General features: G+C 67.8%; 25 protein-coding genes. 20 read left to right on the top strand and 5 right to left on the bottom strand.

Annotated elements, in window-relative coordinates:
• The first annotated feature begins 1 nt into the window (after position 1).
• From A5789_RS29525 to A5789_RS29515, 3 genes are read left to right on the top strand one after another with little or no spacing between them, the layout of a single operon-like run.
• A complete protein-coding gene (locus tag A5789_RS29525; RefSeq protein ID WP_082941055.1) occupies positions 2-952 on the top strand; it encodes a bifunctional MaoC family dehydratase N-terminal/OB-fold nucleic acid binding domain-containing protein in 951 nt (316 codons plus the stop codon).
• Positions 949-1368, top strand: a complete 420-nt coding sequence (locus A5789_RS29520; protein ID WP_030517303.1) for a MaoC family dehydratase — start codon at positions 949-951, stop codon at positions 1366-1368. Before A5789_RS29525 ends, A5789_RS29520 begins: the two co-directional genes overlap by 4 nt.
• Positions 1365-2540 (top strand): lipid-transfer protein, encoded by a 1176-nt coding sequence (locus A5789_RS29515; protein ID WP_064906832.1) that lies wholly within the window; start codon positions 1365-1367, stop codon positions 2538-2540. The genes A5789_RS29520 and A5789_RS29515 overlap by 4 nt, the downstream gene beginning before the upstream one ends.
• A gap of 53 nt (positions 2541-2593) precedes the next feature.
• On the opposite strand, the gene A5789_RS29510 is transcribed toward A5789_RS29515, so the two are convergent.
• Positions 2594-3196 (bottom strand): TetR/AcrR family transcriptional regulator, encoded by a 603-nt coding sequence (locus A5789_RS29510; protein WP_064906833.1) that lies wholly within the window; start codon positions 3194-3196, stop codon positions 2594-2596.
• Positions 3197-3283: 87 nt separating this feature from the next.
• Here A5789_RS29510 and zapE point away from each other — a divergent pair, with 87 nt between their 5' ends.
• The 6 genes from zapE to A5789_RS29480 all read left to right on the top strand — a co-directional run bounded on the left by zapE (position 3284) and on the right by A5789_RS29480 (position 8668).
• Entirely contained in the window at positions 3284-4390 is a 1107-nt protein-coding gene (gene zapE, locus A5789_RS29505; RefSeq protein WP_227463119.1) for a cell division protein ZapE, read from the top strand.
• Between the two features lie 113 nt (positions 4391-4503).
• Entirely contained in the window at positions 4504-5442 is a 939-nt protein-coding gene (locus A5789_RS29500; RefSeq protein ID WP_227463120.1) for a DUF4129 domain-containing protein, read from the top strand.
• 5 nt (positions 5443-5447) lie between these two features.
• Positions 5448-5939 (top strand): hypothetical protein, encoded by a 492-nt coding sequence (locus A5789_RS29495; RefSeq protein ID WP_063010206.1) that lies wholly within the window; start codon positions 5448-5450, stop codon positions 5937-5939.
• 49 nt (positions 5940-5988) lie between these two features.
• Positions 5989-6951: a MoxR family ATPase gene (locus tag A5789_RS29490; protein WP_030517297.1), complete on the top strand. Its 963-nt coding sequence runs from the start codon at positions 5989-5991 to the stop codon at positions 6949-6951.
• Positions 6948-8222: a DUF58 domain-containing protein gene (locus A5789_RS29485; RefSeq protein WP_063010078.1), complete on the top strand. Its 1275-nt coding sequence runs from the start codon at positions 6948-6950 to the stop codon at positions 8220-8222. The genes A5789_RS29490 and A5789_RS29485 overlap by 4 nt, the downstream gene beginning before the upstream one ends.
• Entirely contained in the window at positions 8219-8668 is a 450-nt protein-coding gene (locus tag A5789_RS29480; RefSeq protein ID WP_064906835.1) for a hypothetical protein, read from the top strand. The genes A5789_RS29485 and A5789_RS29480 overlap by 4 nt, the downstream gene beginning before the upstream one ends.
• A gap of 271 nt (positions 8669-8939) precedes the next feature.
• Here the strand turns inward: A5789_RS29480 and A5789_RS29475 are convergent, their stop codons facing one another.
• Both A5789_RS29475 and kstD read right to left on the bottom strand, forming a co-directional pair.
• Positions 8940-9803, bottom strand: a complete 864-nt coding sequence (locus tag A5789_RS29475) for a MaoC family dehydratase (RefSeq protein WP_064906836.1) — start codon at positions 9801-9803, stop codon at positions 8940-8942.
• Between the two features lie 124 nt (positions 9804-9927).
• Positions 9928-11631 carry a 3-oxosteroid 1-dehydrogenase gene (gene kstD, locus A5789_RS29470; RefSeq protein ID WP_082856678.1) on the bottom strand — a complete coding sequence of 568 codons (1704 nt, stop codon included), beginning with the start codon at positions 11629-11631 and terminating at the stop codon, positions 9928-9930.
• Positions 11632-11783: 152 nt separating this feature from the next.
• Between kstD and A5789_RS29465 the strand changes: the two genes are divergently transcribed.
• From A5789_RS29465 to A5789_RS29440, 6 genes are all read left to right on the top strand, one after another.
• A complete protein-coding gene (locus A5789_RS29465) occupies positions 11784-12569 on the top strand; it encodes a 2-keto-4-pentenoate hydratase (RefSeq protein ID WP_063010072.1) in 786 nt (261 codons plus the stop codon).
• 10 nt (positions 12570-12579) lie between these two features.
• Positions 12580-13491, top strand: a complete 912-nt coding sequence (locus tag A5789_RS29460) for an acetaldehyde dehydrogenase (acetylating) (protein WP_030517291.1) — start codon at positions 12580-12582, stop codon at positions 13489-13491.
• Between the two features lie 13 nt (positions 13492-13504).
• The gene (gene dmpG, locus A5789_RS29455) at positions 13505-14554 is read left to right on the top strand and encodes a 4-hydroxy-2-oxovalerate aldolase (protein WP_062994502.1); all 1050 of its coding nucleotides are present in this window, start codon (positions 13505-13507) and stop codon (positions 14552-14554) included.
• A 176-nt stretch (positions 14555-14730) separates the two neighbouring features.
• Positions 14731-15216, top strand: a complete 486-nt coding sequence (locus A5789_RS29450; RefSeq protein ID WP_063010070.1) for a hypothetical protein — start codon at positions 14731-14733, stop codon at positions 15214-15216.
• A gap of 318 nt (positions 15217-15534) precedes the next feature.
• Entirely contained in the window at positions 15535-16140 is a 606-nt protein-coding gene (locus A5789_RS29445; RefSeq protein WP_063010068.1) for a TetR/AcrR family transcriptional regulator, read from the top strand.
• Between the two features lie 120 nt (positions 16141-16260).
• A complete protein-coding gene (locus tag A5789_RS29440) occupies positions 16261-16668 on the top strand; it encodes a cupin domain-containing protein (protein WP_063026290.1) in 408 nt (135 codons plus the stop codon).
• Between the two features lie 142 nt (positions 16669-16810).
• Here the strand turns inward: A5789_RS29440 and A5789_RS29435 are convergent, their stop codons facing one another.
• Together A5789_RS29435 and A5789_RS29430 are read right to left on the bottom strand one after the other, a co-directional pair.
• The gene (locus tag A5789_RS29435) at positions 16811-17128 is read right to left on the bottom strand and encodes a hypothetical protein (RefSeq protein WP_030517286.1); all 318 of its coding nucleotides are present in this window, start codon (positions 17126-17128) and stop codon (positions 16811-16813) included.
• Positions 17128-18351 carry a Rieske 2Fe-2S domain-containing protein gene (locus tag A5789_RS29430; protein WP_064906844.1) on the bottom strand — a complete coding sequence of 408 codons (1224 nt, stop codon included), beginning with the start codon at positions 18349-18351 and terminating at the stop codon, positions 17128-17130. Before A5789_RS29430 ends, A5789_RS29435 begins: the two co-directional genes overlap by 1 nt.
• Positions 18352-18576: 225 nt before the next feature.
• Here A5789_RS29430 and hsaA point away from each other — a divergent pair, with 225 nt between their 5' ends.
• From hsaA to A5789_RS29405, 5 genes are all read left to right on the top strand, one after another.
• Positions 18577-19746: a 3-hydroxy-9,10-secoandrosta-1,3,5(10)-triene-9,17-dione monooxygenase oxygenase subunit gene (gene hsaA / locus A5789_RS29425; RefSeq protein WP_030517284.1), complete on the top strand. Its 1170-nt coding sequence runs from the start codon at positions 18577-18579 to the stop codon at positions 19744-19746.
• On the top strand, positions 19746-20627 hold the full coding sequence (gene hsaD / locus A5789_RS29420) for a 4,5:9,10-diseco-3-hydroxy-5,9,17-trioxoandrosta-1(10),2-diene-4-oate hydrolase (RefSeq protein ID WP_030517283.1): 882 nt from the start codon (positions 19746-19748) through the stop codon (positions 20625-20627). Before hsaA ends, hsaD begins: the two co-directional genes overlap by 1 nt.
• A gap of 67 nt (positions 20628-20694) precedes the next feature.
• Positions 20695-21594, top strand: coding sequence for an iron-dependent extradiol dioxygenase HsaC (hsaC, locus tag A5789_RS29415; RefSeq protein ID WP_030517282.1), 900 nt, complete (start codon positions 20695-20697; stop codon positions 21592-21594).
• A gap of 23 nt (positions 21595-21617) precedes the next feature.
• A complete protein-coding gene (gene hsaB, locus A5789_RS29410; RefSeq protein WP_030517281.1) occupies positions 21618-22208 on the top strand; it encodes a 3-hydroxy-9,10-secoandrosta-1,3,5(10)-triene-9,17-dione monooxygenase reductase subunit in 591 nt (196 codons plus the stop codon).
• Between the two features lie 223 nt (positions 22209-22431).
• Complete coding sequence (locus A5789_RS29405) at positions 22432-23340, top strand: AraC family transcriptional regulator (protein ID WP_063010057.1); 909 nt, start codon at positions 22432-22434, stop codon at positions 23338-23340.
• Positions 23341-23346 lie beyond the last annotated feature (6 nt).

The raw sequence follows: 23346 nt of genomic DNA, 5'->3' as shown, positions 1-23346 counted from the left end.
CATGACGGCGGAAGAGATCCGCGCCGCCGGCGAGAAGATCCAGCAGCTGGGCGAGTCCGCTCCGCGCCTCGGCCGCGACCCGGTGAACCAGCCGATGATCAACAACTGGGTCGAGGCGCTGGGCGACGCCAACCCGATCTACGTCGACGACGAGGCCGCCCGCGCCGCCGGACATCCCGGCATCGTCGCACCGCCGGCCATGGCCCAGGTGTGGACCATGCCCGGTCTGCACGGCTCACGGCCCGCCGACGACCCGATGAACGCGGTCAACGATCTGCTCGACGCCGCCGGTTACACCTCGGTGGTGGCGACCAACTGTGAGCAGACCTACCACCGCTACCTGCGCCCCGGCGAGCGTCCGGTGGCGCGGACCAGACTGCGAGAACTGGTGGGGCCCAAGCGAACCGGCCTCGGCGAGGGCTGGTTCGCGACCTATCTGCTGACCTGGTACGTCGACGACGAACCCGTCACCGAGATGTTGTTCCGGATGTTGAAGTTCGCACCCGGCACGGCGAAGCCGGCCGCTACCGAACCCGGCGAGGAGTCGGCGGAGGATCTGGCGAAGCGGGTCCGGCCCACCGTGTCCAAGGACACCGAATTCTTCTGGGCCGGAACAAAACTCGGTGAGCTGCGGATCCAGCAGCGCCCGGACGGATCGTTGCAGCATCCGCCGGTTCCGGCGCTGTGGAAGGACCACACCGAACAGTCCGACTACGTGGTGGCCTCCGGTCGCGGCACCGTCTTCAGTTTCGTGGTGCACCACGCGCCGAAGGTGCCCGGCCGTCAGGTGCCGTACGTCGTCGCTCTGGTCGAACTCGAGGAGGGCGTGCGCATGCTCGGTGAGCTGCGCGGCATCGACCCCGCCGAGGTCGAGGTGGGCCTGCCCGTCGAAGTGGGCTTCCAGCAGCTCGACGACGACAACACCGTGCCCTACTGGAAGGCCGTGCGATGACATCCACGATTCAGCCGACCGCCGTGCAGGTCGGAACCACTCTGCCCGAGTTGGTGATTCACGCCGACCCGACGTTCGTGGTCTCCACCGCCCTGGCCACCCGCGACTTCCAGGACGTGCACCACGACCGCGACAAGGCCGTGGAGCGCGGGTCCAAGGACATTTTCGTCAACATCCTCACCGACACCGGTCTGGTGCAGCGTTTCGTCACCGATTGGGCGGGGCCGGGGGCGGTGGTGAAATCCATCGCCCTGCGCCTGGGGGTGCCGCTGTACGCGGGCGACACCCTGACGCTCAATGGAACCGTGGCGGCCGTGGACGGCGCGGACATCACCATCGACGTGGTCGGCAAGGACAGCCTCGGCGACCACATCACGGCGAAAGCCGTTATCTCCCTGCAGGAGGCACGCCAGTGACGGGTCTGAGCCGCCGCGCCGCCATCGTCGGCATCGGCGCCACCGATTTCTCCAAGGACTCCGGCCGCAGCGAGCTGCGCCTGGCGGCCGAGGCCGTCACCGCCGCGCTCGCCGACGCCGGCCTGACGCCCGCCGATGTGGACGGCCTGACGACCTTCACCATGGATACCAACACCCAGGCCGCGGTCGCGCGGGCCACCGGTATCCCGAGCCTGAAGTTCTTCAGCAACATCCCGTTCGGCGGCGGCGCGGCGGCGGCGACCGTGCAGCAGGCCGCCATGGCGGTCGCCACCGGAGTCGCGGATGTCGTGGTGGCCTACCGCGCGTTCAACGAGCGGTCCGGAAATCGCTTCGGGCAGTTCGCCACTCATCTGGCGACCGGCAATCCCAGCTCGTCGGGTGTGGACAACGCATTCTCCTACACCCACGGCCTGGGCACGCCGGCCGCGCAGGTCGCCATGGTGGCCCGGCGCTATATGCACGTATACGGCGCGAGCAGTGCGGATTTCGGCCGGGTGGCGGTCGCCGACCGCAAGCACGCGGCGGTGAATCCGGCGGCGCATTTCTACGGCAAGCCGATCACGCTCGACGACCACCAGGCCTCGCGCTGGATCGCCGAACCGTTGCATCTGCTGGATTGCTGCCAGGAGACCGACGGCGGGGTGGCCATCGTGGTCACCAGTGCCGAGCGCGCCCGGGACCTGCCGAACAAGCCCGCGCTGATCGCCGGTGCGGCCCAGGGGTCGGGTGCGGACCAGTACGTGATGACCAGCTACTACCGCGACGCCCTGACCGGCCTGCCGGAAATGGGCCTGGTGGGCGACCAGCTGTGGGCGCAGAGCGAACTGCGGCCGGAGGATATGCAGGCGGCCATTCTCTACGACCACTTCACTCCGTTCGTGCTGATGCAGCTCGAGGAGCTGGGCTTCTGCGGTCGCGGCGAGGCCAAGGATTTCGTGGCCGACGGGGCGATCGAAATCGGCGGCCGGCTGCCGCTCAACACCCACGGCGGCCAGTTGGGCGAGGCCTACATCCACGGGATGAACGGCATCGCCGAGGGAGTGCGCCAGATCCGCGGCAGCTCGGTGAACCAGGTCGAGGGCGTGGAGAACATCGTCGTCACCGCCGGCACCGGTGTGCCGACCTCCGGACTGGTACTGACCGCGGCCTGATCCGGGCGCCCGTGGGGCAACCCCGATGCGGATCGACCGATGGCTCATCGCGGTTATCCGGACCCCACGCGCAAGTGGGCCCGCAGCGGGCGGGCCAGCTGTTCGACACTCCGCGCTGTTCCGGCCGCCAAACCTGTTCGCGCACCGGCGAATCGGTCGAAGACCAAGCCTTCGATGACGGCGATGTAATCGGACGCGGCCGTGTCGGGGTCGGTGGCGCCCAGCGCGCGGAACAGCTCACGGGCGTGCCGATGGGAGAACAGGCTCGCGACCAGGCGGGGATGCAGGTCGGGGTCGCCGAGCAGGTCGGTGATCAGCATGTGGCGGGCGATCAGATGGTTACGGCGTTGCGCCAGGAGGTTGTCCAGCCACGCGGCGACCGCGGCGGCGATGTCGTCCGGGCCGGAGGCCGGTAGGTCGGCGGCGCGGAAATCGGTGCGCGAGCGCTCGGTGATCGCGTCGACGATCGCCTCGATCAGTGCGCGCTTGGTGCGGAAGTAGTACGAGGTAGACCCGGCCGGCAAGCCGGCCTCGGTATCGAGCGCCCGATGAGTCAGCGCCCGCAGCCCCTGGCGGGCGATCAGGTCGATCGCCGTGCCGACGATGAGTCCGCGCCGGTCCGTCGCACCTACCTCACCCGCTGGACGTGTGGACATCGTCACCTTCTCTCGTTTCCCACGGGATCATCCTCTACAAGTGTAGAGGCGCTCTACGGATGTAGAGCTCTCAGGAGGGTGGAGACCGTGGACGGACTGGTTCTCGATGACGCTCAGCGCACAGCCGCGGCGGCACTGGCCACGGTGGCCCGGCGATGGGGCCGGCGCCGGTGGTCGTTCCCGCGGCCGGTCCCGCGCGGGGTCTATCTGCACGGTCGTCCCGGGCGCGGCAAGACGATGCTCATGGACGAGTTCTTCGATCGGGTGGATTCGACACGTAAGTGCCGCTTCCACTTTCACCAGTTCTTCGCCCGGCTTCATACGGCGATCGCCGAATCCGGCGCGCTGCCGGCCGCGCTGGACGCAGTACTCGGCGACACCGAACTGATCTGTTTCGACGAATTCCACGTGCACGACGTCGGCGACGCCATGCTGATCACCCGCCTGCTCGAGGCCCTGTTCGCGCGCCGCATCGTGCTGGTGGCGACCTCGAACTATCCGCCCGAGGAGCTGCTGCCCAATCCGCTGACGCACGCGAAATTCGAACCTGCCATCGCCCTGCTGCGTGCGCATCTGGCCGTGCTCGCGGTCGACGGCCCGCAGGACTACCGTGCCCGCGGGGACCATCCGCGGACCGGATTCGCGAGCGGGCGCTATGTGCGCGGGCGCCGGTCCGGCGCCGACCGGCCGGCCGAGGTGCCGATCGCGCACCTGCTGCTCCGAGCACGAACCGTGGAGGCGGACCTGCTGGTGGTCGACTTCGACGAGATCTGCGCGACGCCCTTGTCGGCCATCGACTTCCTGACCCTCACCCACACCTACCGGCGCTGGGTCCTGTGCGCGGTGCCGCCGCTGCGGCGGGTACCGGTCGACGCGGTGACGCGGTTCGTCAACCTCGTCGACGTGCTCTACGACGCCGATCTGGCACTCACCCTCTACGCCGAGGTTCCGCTGCCGGAGTTGATCCGCGACGTCGCCGCCGCCCCGGATCTGGACCGCACCGCGAGCCGGCTGGGCCGGTTGCCCGGCGCTCGCCCGGCGAGCGTCGTCGAGTCGGCCGAGTCGCGGAGCGCGGTGACCGAGCACCCGTCGGCGTCCACCGAAGTGAAGTGCGTTCGTTTGGACGGACGTGCCGTCGACGAGCCCGAATGCTGTGCGCGGTCACAGTTTCTTCGGCTGTCAACTGGCGGCTAGGGGCATAGACCGGATCGGTCACCGTCCGGTGTCACGATTTCCCTCCTCACGGACCGTTCGGCATGTAACGATGTGCCTGTTTGTGCAGTTCGGATGTTTTCTGGGAGAGGCCCGTGGCCGGGGTGAGAACGGCGATACCACGCGCGATCGGGCTGATCGCACTGATGGCGTGCGTCGTCTTCGCGCTGCGCGGATACCTGCCGGGTACCGGCGGTCCGCATGCACCGTCTCCGCCCTCGGCGGTGACGGTGGCACTCATGCCGGTGCTGTCGCTGGTGTCGGTGGTGATCCTGCTGGCCGGGGTACTGACCAGCCAGCACCACCTGCCGCTGGCGATGGCCGAGGTCGACCGTGACCGTAAGCGGCAGCCGTTCCGGTTGGGCCGGTTCGGGATCGTGGTCCTCATCGGCACCGCGGTCGCGGCCGTGCTGACCGCGATCGTCTGGGCGGTGTATCTGCTCGCCGGCGGGCGCGAGGAAGCCGCCGCGCCGCGATCGAATCCGCCCGCCACCGCACAGCAGCCCGAAACCACCGCGCCGCCGACCACCCAGCCGTTCTCCGGCAGCCCGGAGCTGAGCGGTCACGCTCTGCTGTTCGTCGGCGCATGCGCCGCGGTGCTGGTGGCGGTCGCGATCCTCGGTCTCGGCGTGGTGGCCTTCGGCGCTCGGGACCGCCGGGGCGCGCCGGCGCTGCTGCCCCCACCCGTGGCCGCCGATGCGCCGGTCTCGCTGGCGCAGGTCGCCGAGATGGGCCTGGCCGCGATGATGGCCTCGGGCAAGGACGCGCGCGCCGCGATCATCGCCTGCTACGTCGCGATGGAAAGCGGTCTGGCGCAGGCTCGCGAGGTGGCGCCACTGATCTCCGATACCCCCTCGGAGGTGCTGGCCCGGGCCTTCGATCGGGGTGTCCTGCACGACGCCTCGGCCCGCGAACTCGTGACGCTGTTCGAGGAGGCCCGGTTCAGCCCGCATTCGATCCTGGAATGGCAGCGCATGCGCGCCGAACAACTGCTGCGCATCGTGCTGGCGGATCTGCAGGGGGCGCGGCTGTGACCCGGATGACGATCGTGGTCGGCGCGGTGCTGATGATCGCGCTGATCGAGCTGGTCGGCCTGAGCAACCAGCGCGAGATGTTGCCGATTCTGGTCGGGGTGCCGGTACTCGGGGCCCTGGCACTACTGCTGTGGTCGCTGGTCGAGCGTTCTCGGGCCCAGGCCCGCGACCTCGACGACCACGACTTCGAGAACGGCCCGGCCGAAATGCTGAGTCGCTGGCACGCGCGGGCGCAGATGCTCGCGACCCGTGCCGACGGCACCCGGGCCGATTGGGATCGCTATCTGCGCCCGCTGCTGGCCAAGGAGTTCGAACTGTCCAGCGGGCATCGGATCGCGAAGAACCGCAAGGCCACCGAGGCCGCCGGACGGCTGCAGTTCGGTCCGGAACTGTGGCGCTGGGTGGATCCGGCCAATTCGTCGCCGCGTGATCAGACCTCGCGCGCGCCGGGCCGGGCCGCACTGGACGAGATTCTACGTCGCTTGCAGAGCATGTGAGCCGCTTGCAGAACATGTGAAATGGGTTGGAACTAGTGCGAGATCGGATATGACGACACCTTTGGATGTGACCATCAAACGCACCGATGCGGTGCTGCGGGAGATCGCCCGCGTCGTGGTCGGCAAGCGCGATGAGCTGCAGCTGATCATGGTCGCGGTGCTATCGGGCGGCCACGTCCTGATCGAGGACCTACCGGGCTTGGGTAAGACGCTCATCGCCCGATCTTTCGCCACCGCATTGGGGTTGGACTTCACGCGCGTGCAGTTCACCCCGGATCTACTGCCCGCGGACCTCATCGGTTCGACCATCTACGACATGGCCTCGGGGCGGTTCAATTTCCGCCGCGGGCCCGTGTTCACCAACATGCTGCTCGCCGACGAGATCAACCGCACACCGCCCAAGACGCAGGCCGCACTGCTGGAGGCGATGGCCGAGGGGCAGGTGAGTATCGACGGCGAAACCTTCCCGCTGCCACAGCCTTTCATCGTGCTGGCCACCGACAACCCGATCGAGTACGAGGGCACCTATCCGCTGCCCGAGGCCCAGTTGGACCGATTCGCCATGCAGTTACGGCTGGGATATCTGTCGGAGAAGGACGAGACCCAGATGATCCGCCGCCGGCTCGAACGCGGCGCGGTCACCCCGCAGGTGGGCCAGGTGGTGGACGCGCAAGGTCTGGTGGAGATGCGCCAGGCGGTCGAATTCGTCACCGTCCACCCGGATGTGGTGACGTATGTGGTCGCCCTGGCCGCCGCCACCCGCGGTCATCCGCAGGTCGAGGTCGGTGCGAGCCCCCGCGCCGAACTGGATCTGGTGCAGATGGCGCGGGCCCGGGCGCTGCTGCTGGGGCGCGACTACGTGATCCCCGAGGATGTGAAGGCGCTGGCGGTTCCGGCCATGGCGCACCGGATCACGCTGCGCCCGGAGATGTGGGTGCGCCGGATCCGCGGCGAGGACGTCATCTCCGAATTGCTGCGCCGCCTGCCCGTACCGCGCGCGACGGTGACATGAGACATCGCGATACCACCTCGGCGAGCGAGGTCGATCTGCGCTGGCGGCCCGCGCCACTGGTGTACATGCTGGCGGTCGCCGCCGCGGTCGCGCTGGTGCCGGCGATCATGCTGGAGCGCTGGCAGCTGGCGGTGTTCGCGGCGCCGATGCTGGGTGTGCTGGCCACCGCGCCGATTCAGTTGTCGCGCACCAGGATTCAGATCGACGGCGGGGGAGTGCTGCGCTGCTTCGAATCCGAGGAGGTCGAACTCGCGGTCGCCGCCTTCGTCGAACAGGGGCATGCGCTGCTGCGCTGTCGCCCCGAGGAGGCGAACGGACTCGAGGTGCGCGTGGAGGAGTCGTCCGATTCCGGACCGGCTCCGGCGGGCCTGCGGTTGGCGCTGTCCACGCAGCGCTGGGGCCGCTATCCGGTGACGGTGCGGCTGACGGCATTGAGCCCGGCCGGTCTGGCCCAGGCCGCGGCGAGTGTCGCGGCCGGCGAGGTCTACGTATATCCGATCGCGGACCCACAGCGAATGCGCCTGCCGCGCACCGAACTTCCGGAACGGATCGGTACCCATCTGACCCGCCGGCACGGTCCGGGCGTGGAATACGCCGATATTCGCGCCTACGCTCCCGGTGACGAATTGCGCATCGTCAACTGGCCGGTGAGTGCGCGTCGCGGCCGGTTGTACGTCACCCAACGGCTCACCAATCGCGCCGCGGATGTCGTTGTGCTGGTGGACACCTCGCTGCAGGCGCCGGGTCCGGCCTCGGATTCGATGGAGCTGACGGTGCGCGGCGCCGCACAGGTCGCGCAGACCGCGCTGCAGGCGGGCGACCGTACCGCCGTGGTGTGCCTGGGCCGCGCGCCGCGCTGGCTGCGGCCCGATATCGGACGCCGCCAGTTCTATCGCATCATCGACACGGTGCTCGGCGTGGGCGACGAGCACATTCCCAATGTCGGCACGCTGGCCCCGCATTCGGCGGTACCGATCGGCGCGGTCGTGGTCGCGTTCTCGACCCTGCTCGACACCGAATTCGCGCTGGCGCTGATCGACCTGCGCAAACGCGGACATGCCGTGGTGGTGGTCGACGTGCTGCGCGGCACGCCGTTCAAGGACGGCCTGGATCCGACGCTGGCCCGGATGTGGCAGTTGGAACGCACCGCGATGTATCGCGACATGGGCACGGTCGGTGTGGATATCGTGCCCTGGCCCGAGGGGGCTCGCCTCGACCAGGCGATGCGCCTGCTGCCCGAACATCGGCGAATGGTGCGGGTGAAGCGATGACGAGATTTCTGGCCGTGCTGTCCGGGCTGCTGCTGGCCACCGCGGTGGGCATCGTGCTGCCGTGGGCCGCGATTCCGGTGTTCGTGACGGTGGTCGCGGGCTGGTGGTTCCGATCGGTCGCGGTGGTGGCGGTGCTGATCGCGCTCGGTGCGCTGGCGTGGGCCGATACCGGGGCACTGGCCGCCGCCGGGACGGGTCTGGTCGCCACCACCTATCTGCTCAACACCGCCACGTTGCACGCCCCGGCGGGTGTGGTTCCCACCACACTGCCCTCGGTGATCGGCGCGCTCGGATTCGCCGCCGCGGCGGTGCTCGCAACGCTGATTCCGGGACGGCTGGCCTGGCTGCCGCTGGCCGCGCCCGTGCTGGTCATCGTCCTGTACGCCGCGATCGTGCAGGGCCTGACAGTGCGCGAGGATGCCCCGGATTCGGCGGAACCGACGTAGTCGAACGAGCGTGATATACCCCACAACCAGGGTGTTTGCCCTACTACGCGATGTCGTGGTTTTCTACTACACCTTGTAGTCTGATGGCATGTGGATTATCCCGATCATCGCTGTCATCTGTTCCGTCGCGATCGCCGGCCTGTTCGCCACCGGCTTCCCGGACTGACGCCGACAGGCACCGCCCGGAACATCAGCGAACCGGGATAGGACGAAACCGCCCGACCGGCACTGCCGGTCGGGCGGTTTCTCGTTCGGCGGCGGGTAGCCGGTGTCAGGCCGAGAAACTCAACCGCACATCACTCAGCACGGGGGCGTCCTCGCGTTCGACCGCGGTGGCGCCGATGACGAGTTCGTCACCCTCGCGCCAGATCCGCGACCGGATCGTCTCGCCCGGATACAGCACGCCCGCGAACCGCGCCCGGAAGCCGGTGACCCGGCTCGCGTCCGAGTCCAGCACGGTGTCGGTCGCGGTCTTGCACACCAGACCGTAGGTGCACAGGCCGTGCAGGATCGGATTGGGAAAGCCTGCGGCGCGGGCGAATTCGGGATCCGAATGCAGTGGGTTGCGGTCACCGCACATGCGGTACAGCAGCGCCTGCTGCGGCAGTGTCGGAGTGAGCACCTCGAAATCCGGGGTCCGATCGGGCAGTTCGGCCTTGGTGCTCGGGCCGCGCTCACCACCGAAACCGCCCTCGCCCTTGGCGAAGATCGAGGAACGCGCCGTCCACAGCGGCTGCCCGTCGGATCCGGTGATCACCGTCTCGTGTGCGATCACCGCCGCCGACCCCTTGTCCCACACCTCGGTGACCCGCCCGGTGCTGCTGGCCTTGCCCTCGGCCGGAATCGGCCGGTGCACAACGATTTCCTGGCTGCCGTGCACGACCTTGGCCAGGTCGATCTCCACGCCGGGATAGCTCACCTTCGGCGGTTCGGTGACCCGCATCGTCGGTGCGACGGTCGCGAAGGTCGGCAGCACCTGCGGCTCCCGATCGTCGAGATATCGCAGTTCACCCGGATCGGTCCAGCGGGTACCGGCGCTCAGGCCCAGGTGGTACAGCTGCACATCCGACGGCGTCCAGGAGAACTCCTGGGCCGGAAGGTCCGCTCCCAGAGCGGTTTTCAAGTCAATCGGCATGATGTTTCCTTACTCCGCCACGTCGCGATCGCACCCGCGGCGACCGAGGGCGTCCCCGGTGCGCCCGGCTCCATTCGTCTCGGCCGGGCCGGGCGCACGGTAGGGGATGTCCCACTGAACGGTTCTACTTGCTCGCCGCGCCGGTGGGGGCCTTCTCCTCGCGCGCCTTCTCGACGATATCCATGACCGCCAGATAACCGAAGGTCAGCGCGGGTCCGATGGTCGCGCCGGGACCGGCGTAGGTGTGGCCCATGACCGGGGTCGAGGAGTTGCCGGCGGCGTAGAGGCCCTCGATCACGCTGCCGTCCGCCCGCAGCACGCGCGCCGCGGTGTCGGTGACCAGGCCGCCCTTGGTGCCCAGGTCGCCGGGCACGATCTTGGCGGCGTAGAACGGGCCCTGCACGAGGGCCGCCAGGCACGGGTTCGGCTTCACCGTCGGATCGCCGTAGTAGCGGTCGTAGTGGCTCTTGCCGCGCCCGAAGTCCTCGTCCACGCCCTTTTCCGCGAAGGCGTTGAAGCGGGCGACGGTGGCGGCGAGATTGTCCGCCGGCACGCCGAGACGCTGGGCCAGCTCCTCGAGGGTGTCGGCCTTGACGATGTTGTCGTTTTCCATCCAGCGGGACGGAAAGCGCTGGCCCGGCTGCAGCCCGGCGAAGATGTAGCGGTTGCGGTAGCGCTGGTCGAATACCAGCCAGGCCGGGATGTTCTCGCCCGGACCGTCACCCTGACCCCATTTGCCGCCGTACATGGTGTGCACGGCCTCGACGTAAGGAGCGGACTCATTACCGAATCGCTTACCGTCGGCGTTCACCATGATCGCGCCGGGCAGATTGCGCTCGGCCAGCGCGAACCACGGCTTGCCGCCCTTGAAGATGGTCGGCCCCCACCAGGCGTCCTCCATGAATCCGATGTCGCCGCCGACCTCCATACCGGCCCGGATGCCGTCACCGGTGTTGGCCGCGGCGCCCGTGGTCCACTCGGTGGTGATGGGCTTGCGCTGGTACTGCTCGCGCATCTCGGCGTTGTGCTCGAAACCACCGGTGCCCAGCACCACGCCGTAGCGGGCCTTGAAGATCGTCGGCTCGCCGTCGACGGTCGCCTCGACACCCACGACCCGGTCGCCGTCGGTGATCAGCTTGGTCAGCGGGGTGTCGAGCAGCACCGGGACATTCGCGTCCATCAGGCCCTTGCGCATCGCGGCGATGATCGCCTGGCCCATGCCGACGATGTGCTTGCCGGTGAATTTCGCCAGGTAGGTGCGGGCGCCGACGCGCATGGCCCGCATCATGCCCTTCGGGTGGCGGCGGATCAGGTTCAGTCGGACGAAGTCGGTCTGCATGACCACGACGTTCAGCGGGGCCTTCGCATACGGCGGTTCCAGCTTGGCCGCCTCGGCGCCGAGCACCTTCAGGTCGAACGGCTTCGGCTCGCAGGAGCGGCCGGAGCCCAGGCCACCCGGGGCCTCGGGGTGGTAGTCGGAGTAGCCGGGGACCCAGGTCATCCGGAGCGGGCTGTGATCGAGAACGAAGTCGAAGGCCTCCGCGCCGCGATCGATGTAGGTGTCGATCTTCTCCTTCGGCACCACGTCACCGATGATGCTGTGCAGGTAGCGGCGGGCCTCCTCCCGGTCATCGGGCCGGCCGGACGCCTGGAGCGCCTTGTTGCCGGGGATCCACACACCGCCACCGCTACGCGCGGTCGAACCGCCGTAGTGTGCGGCCTTCTCGATGAGCACCGCACGCAGGCCGTGGTGCGCGGCGGCGAGGGCGGCGGTCATCCCGGCGGCGCCGCTGCCGACCACCACCACGTCGTATTCCCGATCAGTCATGTAGAACACGTTATAGAATCGGATCAGGTTCGGTCTATATTGGTCTGGCAGATGGGACTGCTGACACGAGAAAATGCAGGAAAACTCGTTTCAGTTTGTATCCCGCTCACCGGCTGGTCACCAGACCGAGCGCCCCAATGGAAGGAACAAGCGTGCTGTCCGACGCGGTACGGAATGAACTGGCCGCGGAGCTCGCGGTCGCCGAACGAGACCGGGTGCCGATCGATCCGCTGGTCACGCGGTATGCGGCGATCGATGTGGTCGACGCCTACGAGATTCAGCTCATCAACATCCGGCAGCGGCTGGCCGACGGCGCGAAGGTGGTCGGCCACAAGGTCGGGCTCTCCTCGAAGGCCATGCAGGAGATGATGGGCGTCGACGAACCCGACTACGGCCATCTGCTCGCCGATATGCAGGTGTTCGAGGATGTTCCGGTCGACACGTCGAAGTACCTGTTCCCGCGCGTCGAGGTCGAGGTCGGCTTCGTGCTGGGCGCGGATCTGCCCGGCGAGGAGTGCACCGAGGCCGACGTGCTGGCCGCGACGGTGGCCTACGCCCCCGCGATCGAGCTGATCGACACCCGCATCAAGAACTGGAATATCGCGTTGTGCGACACCATCGCCGACAACGCCTCCTCGGCCGGCTGGGTGCTCGGTCCGGAGCGGGTGGCCCCGGATACCTTGGACATCAAGGCGATCGACGCGACGCTGACCCGCAACGGCGAGGTCGTCGCGCAGGGCCGCAGCGACGCGGTGCTCGACGATCCGACCATCGCGGTGGCGTGGCTGGCCCGCAAGGTCGCCTCGTTCGGGGTGCGGTTGAAGGCCGGTGACATCGTGCTGCCGGGTTCCTGCACCCGCGCCATCGACGCCCGCCCGGGTGACGACTTCCATGCCGAGTTCGCTGGACTCGGTTCCGTCCGTTTGACATTCAGCTGAGGGAGATCAAGTGACTGACAACGGGAAGGTGACAGCCGCGATCGTCGGCTCCGGCAACATCAGCACCGATCTGCTGTACAAGCTGCTGCGGTCGGAGCGGATCGAGCCGCGCTGGATGATCGGTATCGATCCGGACAGTGAGGGGCTGAAGCGCGCCCGCGGGCTGGGTCTGGAGACCTCGCACGAGGGCGCCGACTGGCTGCTCGCGCTGCCGGAGAAGCCGGACATGCTCTTCGAGGCCACCTCGGCCTACGTACACCGCGAATACGCGCCGAAATACGAGGCGGCCGGTATCCGCGCGGTGGATCTGACCCCCGCCGCGGTCGGCCCGGCGGTCGTGCCGCCGGTGAACCTGGGCGCGAATATCGACACCCCGAACGTCAACATGATCACCTGCGGTGGGCAGGCGACGATTCCGATCGTCGCGGCCGTCTCGCGCGTGGTCGAGGTGCCCTATGCCGAGATCGTCGCCTCGGTGTCCTCGGTCTCGGCGGGTCCGGGTACTCGCGCCAATATCGACGAGTTCACCAAGACCACCAGCAAGGGTGTGGAGACCATCGGTGGTGCGAAGCGCGGTAAGGCGATCATCATCCTCAACCCGGCCGAGCCGCCGATGATCATGCGCGACACCATCTTCGCCGCCATTCCCGAGGATGCCGACACCGATGCGATCAGCGAATCCATCCACAAGATGGTCGCCGACATCCAGGAGTACGTGCCCGGCTACCGCCTGCTCAACGAACCGCAGTTCGACGAGCCGAGCGTGATTTCCGGTGGGATGGCGAAGGTTTCGGTCTTCGTGGAGGTCGAGGGCGCGGGCGACTTCCTGCCGCCCTACGCCGGCAACCTCGACATCATGACCGCCGCCGCCACCCGGGTGGGCGAGGTCATGGCCGAACAGATCCTCACGGCTCGGGTCTAGGAGGGACCAGATCATGAACTACGTATTGCAGCCGTTCTCCCAGGAACTCGACGTCCGCGTCACCGACACCTCGCTGCGCGACGGTTCCCATCACAAGCGTCACCAGTTCACCGCCACCGAGGTGCGCGATATCGTCGCGGCCGTCGACGCCGCGGGCGTGCCGGTGATCGAGGTGACCCACGGTGACGGCCTGGGTGGTTCTTCGTTCAACTACGGGTTCTCCAAAACCCCTGAGCAGGAATTGATCACGATCGCGGCGCAGACCGCGAAGCAGGCCAAGATCGCGGTTCTCATGCTGCCCGGCGTGGGCGTCAAGGAGGACATCAAGATCTCCCAGGACAACGGCGCGTCCATCGTCCGCATCGCCACCCACTGCACCGAGGCCGACGTCTCGATCCAGCACTTCGGCTACGCCCGCGACCTCGGCATGGAAACCGTCGGCTTCCTGATGATGTCGCATTCGCAGCCGCCGGAGGTGCTCGCGAAGCAGGCGCGCATCATGGCCGACGCGGGATGTCAGTGCGTCTACGTCGTGGACTCCGCCGGTGCGCTGGTGCTGGACCAGGTGTCCGACCGCATCGCCGCGGTCGCCGCCGAACTCGGTGACGACGCCCAGGTCGGCTTCCACGGCCACGAGAACCTCGACCTCGCCGTCGCCAACTCGATCTACGCGGTGAAGGCCGGCGCCAAGCAGATCGACGGCAGCGCGCGGCGTTTCGGCGCCGGTGCGGGCAACACCCCGGTCGAGGCGTTCGTCGGCGTCGCCGACAAGATCGGCATCAAGACCGGTATCGACTTCTTCGCGATCGCCGACGCCGCCGAGGATGTCGTGCGCCCGGCGATGCCGCAGGAATGCCTGCTGGACCGCCAGGCCCTGATGATGGGCTACGCCGGGGTGTACTCGAGCTTCCTCAAGCACGCCGAGCGTCAAGCCGAGCGTTACGGCGTCTCGGCGGCCGAAATGCTGGTGCGCGCCGGTAAGCGCAAGCTGGTCGGCGGCCAGGAGGACCAGTTGATCGACATCGCGCTGGAATTGCAGCGGGAACAGACCGCCTCCGCCTGAGCGTATCGAGATCGACGGGCCGCGAACGTGAGTCGTTCGCGGCCCGTTCTCGTGTTCCGCCGTTAACGCGCGTGCGGTCCGAACCGATCCGAATTATGGGTCTGGGACGCGCTGTACCATTGCGCGGCAAGCAATTCTGTTCTCGGGTAATCGTTCGGACAAATAGAGGAGTTGCTGTGAACATGCGGGCGTTGATCGGTGGATCCGTTGCCGCCGTCGCGATTTCGATGGCCGGTGGGGCGGTGGCCGGTGCGCAGCCGTTCGTCGCCGCGAACGGGCCCACCGTGCAGAATCCGGCGGATTACCTGGTGGGCGACACGGTGTATTTCAGTGCCGGATACGCCAATTGCTCGATGCACCCGAACGGTGATGTGGGCTGTGATATCAGCCCCGGAATCGCCTACCTGTTCGGAATTCCCATCAACAACGTCGCCATCGATCTGCCGTTCCTCCCGGCGCATCCGACCTTCGGTCTGACCGGCCCGCTCGGACGCGCCGGCAGCCGCTCCATCGACTCGGGGCCCGCGTCCGACGGCTACGACTACGGCGGCGTCATCAACTACGGCGGCGCCACCTGCAGTGCCGGTGGACGCGGTGCCGTGCAGTGCAGCTCGAAGGGACACACCTTCAATTTCGGCTGGTCGGGCACCAACCTCAGCTGACGGCAGCACGGAATCGGCTCAGCGGGCCGCGAACGCTCCGACGTTCGCGGCCCGCGGTCGTTCGTGCGGCCGGGCGGATCGACCGGGTCGTTTCGATCGGCGACCGGGAACAGACAGGTTGATACACTCGTGTATCCACGTGTCCATGGAGAGGAAGCGTTCGTGACGTCGGTCGGTGCGCGGAATTCGTCCGAGGCCGGGCGCGGCCGGACATCGCAACGCCGCCGCGACGCATCGGCCGAATCGGGAACGCCGGGAGGGGCCGCTTCCGTCGGTGATGTCGCCGCACCGAGGGGCGTAGCGACGCGCGAACCGCGAATGACCAAGCGGCGGGCCGAAACTCGGCAGCGGTTACTCGACGCCGCCTTCGACGCTTTCGCCGAAGAGGGGTTCGGTCGTTGCACGGTCGAGCAGATCTGTGAGCGCGCCGGGTTCACCCGGGGTGCGTTCTACTCCAACTTCAGCTCGCTGGAAGAGCTGTTCCTGGCGATGTGGGAGCTGCGCTCGGCCGAGATGCTGCGCGAGCTGACGGGAGTGCTCGAGTCGGAGACCGGCGCCGACGTCCAGGATCTGCGCGCCGGTGTGGAGCAGGTGCTGCGGGCGGTTCCGCTGGACGACAAGTGGTTTCGCATCACCGCCGAATTCACCGCCCACGCCCTGCGCAATCCGCCGCTGCGGCGGGTGATGGTCGCGCGGGAGAGCGCCATCGTGGCGGCCCTGCTGCCGGTCCTGGAGGCGCTGCTGAACCACGCCGGACGCACCGTCACCGACCGCGAGGGCCTCGGCCGCGCGGTGGTCGCGGTGCACGACGGAACCTCGCAGCAGTGCCTGCTCGAACCGGACGACCCCGCCGTCCGAGAACAGCGCACCACTCTGTTCACTCACGTCGCGATGGCCTACAGCGTGGGGCGCGACGCGCGATGACCCACCGCCGGAACGTCTGCGCCGATCCGCGGCAGCGAGCCGGCGCCATGCCGCCGAGTTCGCGGCGTCGGCCGTAGCCGCGCACAATCCGGGGGGACGACGACTGTGCAGGAGGCGACGATGTCCGAACGACCCGCGCTGGCCGAGGCGCTGGATCTGCAACCGCATCCCGAAGGCGGCTGGTTCCGCGAAACCTACCGCAGCCCGGTCGAATTCGAGCCCGAGGGCTACGACGGGCCGCGTGCGTCCGCCACCGCCATCCACTTTCTGCTGTTGCCGCACGAACGTTCCGCGCCGCATACGGTGCGCTCGGACGAGATCTGGCTGTGGCAGCGCGGTGGTCCGCTGCTGCTGAACATCGGCGGCGACGAAGTGATTCTCGGCCCCGACGTCGAACGGGGACAACTCCTGCAGGCCGTAGTGCCCGCCGGTGTCAGCCAGGCCGCACGTCCGGCCGGCGACGAATATGTGCTGGTGAGCTGCGTGGTCGCGCCCGGATTCGATTTCGCGGACTTCCGGCTGGACTGATCGCCGGGTGAACAAATCGTGCAAACCTCGTTGATTCGGCGCGATTTCCGCCTTTCGCGCGGAGGTTTGCACGAAGAATAGTTCAGGCCCGCCCACCGAATCCCTGTCGAATACGGTGGGCGGGCCTGAGCAACACGCCTGCCTACTCGTCGATCGCCAGGATGCCCTCATCGATCGCATACTGGATCGACTTCTCCAGGTCCGGGCACGGATCCGGCCGCCCCGGCCCGGCCAGCTTCGCGAAGACCGGGCAGTGTTCGGCCGGGCTGACCGTCCACTGCACCGAGCGCTGGTGCGAGGAGGACTTGCGGACCAGGACTTCCACTCCGCATGCCCGGCAGGCCACCGGCGTCAGGCCGTCTTCGAGATAGCGCTGCTTGTCGACGACCGTCTGGGCACGCACCTGTTCCCGGCGTTCCGGGCGGTCCGCGAAATCGGGTGCTTTCGCCCAGGAGACCATCAGGCACCCGCCTCCTGCTTGACGGCAGGGTCCGTCTTGCCGGCCGCCTCTTCTTCTTCCTTCTTGCGCCGCAGATTCTCGGCGACCTCGGCCTCCCAGTGCTCGTTGGCCTTGGTGGTGTCGACCTCGAATTCGAAGCGCTGCACCATCTTCGGGTCGATATCGGCGACGTCGACGTAGAACTGGTCGTACCAGCGGCGCAGCTGGTAGACCGGGCCGTCCTCCTCGCAGAGCAGCGGGTTGTCGATCTTGGACTTGTGCTTCCAGATCTCCACGTCCTGCAGGAAGCCGTCGCCGAAGAAGTCGGTCATGGACTTGGCCAGCTTCTCCGCCGTCTCGTCGTCGATGCCCTTGGGCTTCTCGACCGACAGGCCGTACTGCAGCACGAACGAATCCTGCGTGACCGGGTAGTGGCAGTTGATCAGCTGGACCTTGATCTGGTAGCCGCCGTAGATATTGGTCAGCGGATTGATCATGTAGGACGGGCCGAAGTAGGACGCCTCCGACTTCAGCAGCGTCTCCCCGCCGTACTTGGCGGCCATGCCGATGTCCGGACGGCCCTTGGTCTCGAGGAACTGCGTGGCCACGTGGCCTTCGAAGACGTTCTTGAAGTACGTCGGGAAGGCGAAGTGGATGTAGAAGAAGTGGGCCATGTCCACCACGTTGTCCACGATCTCGCGGCAGTTGGCGCCCTCGATCAGCATCGTGTTCCAGGTGAACGGGGTCCAATCGCTGTTGCGCTCCTCCACCGGGTTGCCGTCGGCATCGGTGTAGGGCCCCTCGATGTAGGGGATCGTGACGTCGTCCGGCGGCGGGTTGCCCTCGTGGTCGTGCCAGACGTACAGCTGGCCGTTGCGCTCGAGGGTGGTCCAGGCGCGGGTACGGGCCAGCGGCGGCACGCGGCGCGCATAGGGGATCGAGGTGCAGCGGCCGTTGCCGCCCCAGCGCCAGTCGTGGAACGGGCACGCGATGGAGTCGCCCTTGATCTCGCCCATGCTGAGATCGCCGCCCAGGTGGCGGCAGTAGGCGTCGAGCACCTTCAGCTCGTCGTTGCTGTCGGCCCACACCACGAGTTTGGTGCCGAAAGCCTGCACGGCATGCGGCTTACCGTCGCGAAACGTCTCGGCCAGGCCCAGGCAATGCCAGCCCCGCGCGTACCGCGTCGGTGTCGAGCCGACGTCGATCTCGCGGACCTTCCCGCTCCGCTGTGCGGTTTCTGCCATCGTCATCCCTCCTCTGGAAGTACTAGAACACGTTACAAAATTGAGCGGCCCAGCGCCAGCTATTCCGTTGACTACCAGGCAAAGGTGTTCGTTGTGGGACAATGAACACCCGTTCTCGACATAAATAAGAACGTGTTCTAGTCTCAAGACAAGTATCGGTTCCGCAGAACGGAATGCGACCGATACACCCGTTCCGATTTCGACCAGGCAGGAGCAGCCCCCGAGATGACGCAAGAAGTAACCGAGCGGGTCGAAGCACTGTTGCCGAAGCTGCGCGAACAAGCGCAGGAGGCAGAAGATCTGCGCCGCATCCCAGACGAGACCATGAAGGCGCTGCAAGAGACCGGTTTCTTCAAGCTGCTGCAGCCGCGCCAGTGGGGCGGATACGCCGCCGACCCGGTCGTGTTCTACGACACCGTGCGCAAGATCGCCAGCGCCTGCGGTTCCACCGGCTGGGTGGCCGGCATCATCGGCGTGCACAACTGGCATCTGGCGCTGTTCGACCAGCAGGCACAGGAAGAGGTCTGGGGCGAGGACACCCAGGTCCGCATTTCCTCCTCCTACGCCCCGATGGGCGCCGGCGTGGTGACCGAGAGCGGCGACGGCTACATCGTCAACGGCTCCTGGGCCTGGTCGTCGGGTAGCGATCATGCCACCTGGACCTTCGTCGGCGGTCCGGTGATCAAGGACGGCAAGCCGGTGGACTTCGGCAGCTTCCTGGTTCCGCGCACCGACTACCGCATCGACGACGTGTGGAACGTGGTGGGCCTCAAGGGCACCGGTTCCAACACGCTGGTGCTGGAGAACGTCTTCGTGCCGCGGCACCGGTTCCTCAGCTACAAGAGCATGAACGACCTGACCGCGCCGGGTCTGCAGCAGAACACCGATCCGGTCTACAAGATGCCGTGGGGCACCATCCATCCCACCACCATCTCCACGCCGATCGTCGGCATGGCCTACGGCGCGCTGGACGCGCACGTGGAGCACCAGGGCAAGCGCCTGCGCGCGGCCTACGCCGGTGAGAAGGCCAAGGACGACCCGTTCGCCAAGGTGCGCATCGCCGAGGCCGCCAGCGATATCGACGCCGCGTGGCGCCAGCTGTCGGGCAACGTCGCCGACGAGTACAAGCTCCTGGTTGCCGGCGAGGAGATTCCGTTCGACCTGCGCGTGGCTGCGCGCCGCGATCAGGTCCGTGCGACCGGCCGGGCCATCGCCTCGATCGACAAGCTGTTCGAGAGCTCGGGTGCGACCGCGCTCGCGAACGGCACTCCGCTGCAGCGGTTCTGGCGTGACGCGCACGCCGGTCGCGTGCACGCCGCCAACGATCCCGAGCGCGCCTACATGATGTACGGCACCCACGCGTTCGGGCTGCCGGTCACCGACGGGATGGTGTGATGACCGCCGTTTCGGAGCTGACCTACGAGTCCACCTCGAAGTTCGCCCAGGTCCGCCCGGATCTGAAGCTGCACTACCACGAGGCCGGTGAGGGTAACGGCCCCACCATCGTGCTGTTGCACGGCGGCGGTCCGGGTGCCTCGTCGTGGTCGAACTTCGCGCGCAACATCCCGGTGCTGGCGCAGCACTTCCACGTGCTGGCCGTGGACCAGCCGGGCTTCGGGCAGTCGGACAAGCCGACCGATCACCCGCAGTACTTCGTGCACAGCGCCTCGGCGCTGAAGGATCTGCTCGACACCCTGGGCATCACCGACCGCGTTCACCTGCTGGGCAATTCGCTGGGCGGCGGCGCGGCGGTGCGCTTCGCCCTCGACTATCCGGACCGGGCCGGCAAGCTGGTGCTGATGGGTCCGGGCGGACTGAGCACCAACCTGTTCGCCCCGGACCCCACCGAGGGTGTCAAGGCGCTGGGCAAGTTCAACGTCGAGCCCACCCGCGACAATCTGGAGAAGTTCCTGCGGATCATGGTCTTCGACCAGTCGCTGATCACGCCGGAACTGCTCGACGAGCGCTTCGCCTCGGCCAACACGCCCGAAGCGCTGGCCGCGACCCGCGCGATGGGAAAGTCGTTCGCCAGTGCGGATTTCGAGAAGGGCATGCTGTGGCGGGAGGCCTACAAGCTGCGCCAGCCGGTGCTGCTCATCTGGGGCCGTGAGGATCGGGTGAATCCGCTCGACGGCGCGCTGGTGGCGCTGAAGACCATCCCGCGCGCGCAGCTGCACGTGTTCGGCGGTTGCGGGCACTGGGCGCAGCTGGAAAAGTTCGACGAATTCAACCGGCTGGCAACCGATTTCCTCTTCGGTGTGAAGGAGGCCCGATGACCTACCACGGCGCAGCCGGTCATCGGGCCGACCGGGTGCGGGTGTCCCGCAAAGCAAAGGAGACCCGATGAGTATTCGTGCGCTCGGTTATATGCGCATCGAGGCGACCGACGTGGCCGCCTGGCGCGAGTACGGGCTCAAGGTGCTCGGCATGATGGAGGCCGACGGGCCCAACCCCGACGCCCTCTACCTGCGGATGGACGATTTCCCCGCCCGCCTGGTGATCGTGCCGGGCGAGAAGGACCGCCTGCAGGTCTCCGGCTGGGAGGTCACCGACGCCCCTGGGCTGCAACGACTTCGGGAGACGCTGACCAAGGCCGACGTCGCCTTCGAAGAGGGCACCAAGGACGAGCTCGCGGAGCGGCGCGTCGAGGGCATGATCCGCTTCCAGGATCCCTCCGGCAATACGCTCGAGGCGTTCTACGGCGCCCAGTACCTGGCCCGGCGCTTCGTCAGCCCTTACGGCCACAAGTTCGTCACCGCCGAACAGGGTCTGGGCCATGTGGTGCTGACCTGCAACGACGATGCCGAAGCGCAGGCGTTCTATCAGGATGTGCTCGGTTTCCGGCTGCGCGATTCGATGCGGCTGCCACCCCAGGTCGTCGGCCGGCCCGCCGACGGCGACCCGGCGTGGCTGCGCTTCTACGGCTGCAATCCCCGCCATCACGCGCTGGCGTTCCTGCCGCTGCCGAATCCGACCGGCATCGTGCACCTCATGGTCGAGGTGGAGAATTCCGACGACGTCGGGCTCTGCCTGGATCGCGCGCTGCGCAAGAAGGTCAAGATGTCGGCCACCCTCGGCCGGCACATCAACGACAAGATGTTGTCGTTCTACATGAAGACCCCCGGCGGATTCGACATCGAATTCGGCTGTGAGGGTTTGGAAGTCGACGACCACTCCTGGATCGCGCGGGAATCCACCGCGGTGAGCCTGTGGGGTCACGACTTCACGGTGGGATTCAAGTAGCGAGCGCGGAGAGGGCGACAACCATGACCGCCACGGGCGAATACCCGGAGATCGACGGCCGGCAGTTCCGGAATGTGCTGGGGCAGTTCTGCACCGGTATCACGGTGATCACCACCTTCACCGAGGCCGAGGACGCCGAGCGGGCGCCGATCGGTTTCGCCTGCCAGTCCTTCGCCGCCCTCTCCCTCGACCCGCCGCTGGTGCTGTTCTGCCCCACCAAGGGGTCGCGGTCCTGGGCCGCGATCGAGCAGTCGGGGCGGTTCTGCGTGAACGTCCTGGCCGAGGAACAACAACAGGTGTGTGCCCGCTTCGGTTCCCGCGAACCCGACAAGTTCGCCGGAATCGGCTGGAGCACTTCGGAGCTGGGACTTCCGGTCCTGGACGACGCGCTGGCCACGATCCAGTGCACGGTGGACAGCGTCGTCGACGGCGGCGATCACTACATCGTGATCGGCCGGGTACAGGCCCTGTCGGAGTCCACGGACTCCGGCAGGCCGCTGCTCTTCTACCGCGGCCAGTACACCGCCATCGAACCCGAGAAGACCACCCCGGCCCCCTGGCGAGCCGACCTCGAACACTTCCTCACCACCACCACCCTGGACACCTGGCTGTAGGTCCGGGCGATCGTCGAGGGCGGGCACCTTTCCGGGTGGCCGCCCTCCGCTGTTTCGCGTGGCCGGTCGGGATCCGGAAGACGTCGGGCGGGTCGTAGTGGGCCCGCGCGTCGGCGTCGCACGGTGACAGCCGGGCGCCGCCATGCCGGTGCGTTGACCGTTGCCGGATCGGTCAGCATGCTGGTGATCGTCGCGGTGTGAGATCGGCCGAGTGGGGCAGTGTGTGGATATCTTGAGCGAGACGGTGGCGGCGGTGCGAACCGGAATGCCCGCCTCCGGGCTGTTCGTGCGGCATGCACCGTGGGGGAGGCGGTATCCGCTGGTTCCGGGCGCCGGATTCCATATCGTGCTGCAGGGTGAATGCTGGTTGGTGGCACCGGATTCGGAGCCGGTGGTGATGGGGCCGGGCGATGTGCTGTTCATGCCACGCGGTGCGGCGCATGTGATAGCGGACAGTCCGCACAGTGCGGTCACCGAGGTGGCCAGGCCGGGGGAGCCACGGGAACTTCCCGGACCGGGGGCGCGCACGACGCTGCTGTGCGGTGCGTACGAGGTCAGCCGCAGCCGCAGCCACCCGCTGCTGGACCAACTGCCCGACTTCCTGCATCTACCCGCCGATCCGGGCCGCTCCCCGGCGCTGCGTGCCGCGGTGGATCTGCTCGTCGGCGAGCTCACCGAACCGCGGCCGGGCACCGACGCCGCCGTACCCGCGCTGCTGGATACGCTGCTGCTGTTCGTCCTGCGCTCCTGGTACGAACAGGCCGAAACCTCCGGCTGGGCGGGCGCTTTTGCCGATCCGGCGGTGTCGGCCGCGTTGCGCGCCATCCACGCCGAACCCGCGCGGGCCTGGACCGTGCCGGGGCTGAGCGCGGTGGCGGGAGTCTCCCGCGCCACCCTGGCCCGCCGCTTCGCGGCGACCGTCGGCGAAGCGCCGCTGGCGTATCTGACCCGCTGGCGCATGCTCACCGCCGCGCGCCTGCTGCGCGAGACCGACCTGCCGATCGCGGCGGTCGCGCACCGGGTCGGCTACGGCTCCGAATTCGCCTTCGCCAAGGCGTTCAAGCGCGAGTACACCCTCGCTCCCGGGCGTTATCGCCGCGCCGAGGAGTTGCCGCCCGTCCTCGCGGTGTGAGGAGAT

Origin of the sequence: Nocardia sp. 852002-51101_SCH5132738, from assembly GCF_001665695.1 — a bacterium.
In the GTDB taxonomy this organism is placed as follows: Bacteria; Actinomycetota; Actinomycetes; order Mycobacteriales; family Mycobacteriaceae; genus Nocardia; species Nocardia nova.
Note: the sequence above shows the minus strand (reverse complement) of the source record. Positions and strands in the feature narration are given on the sequence as shown.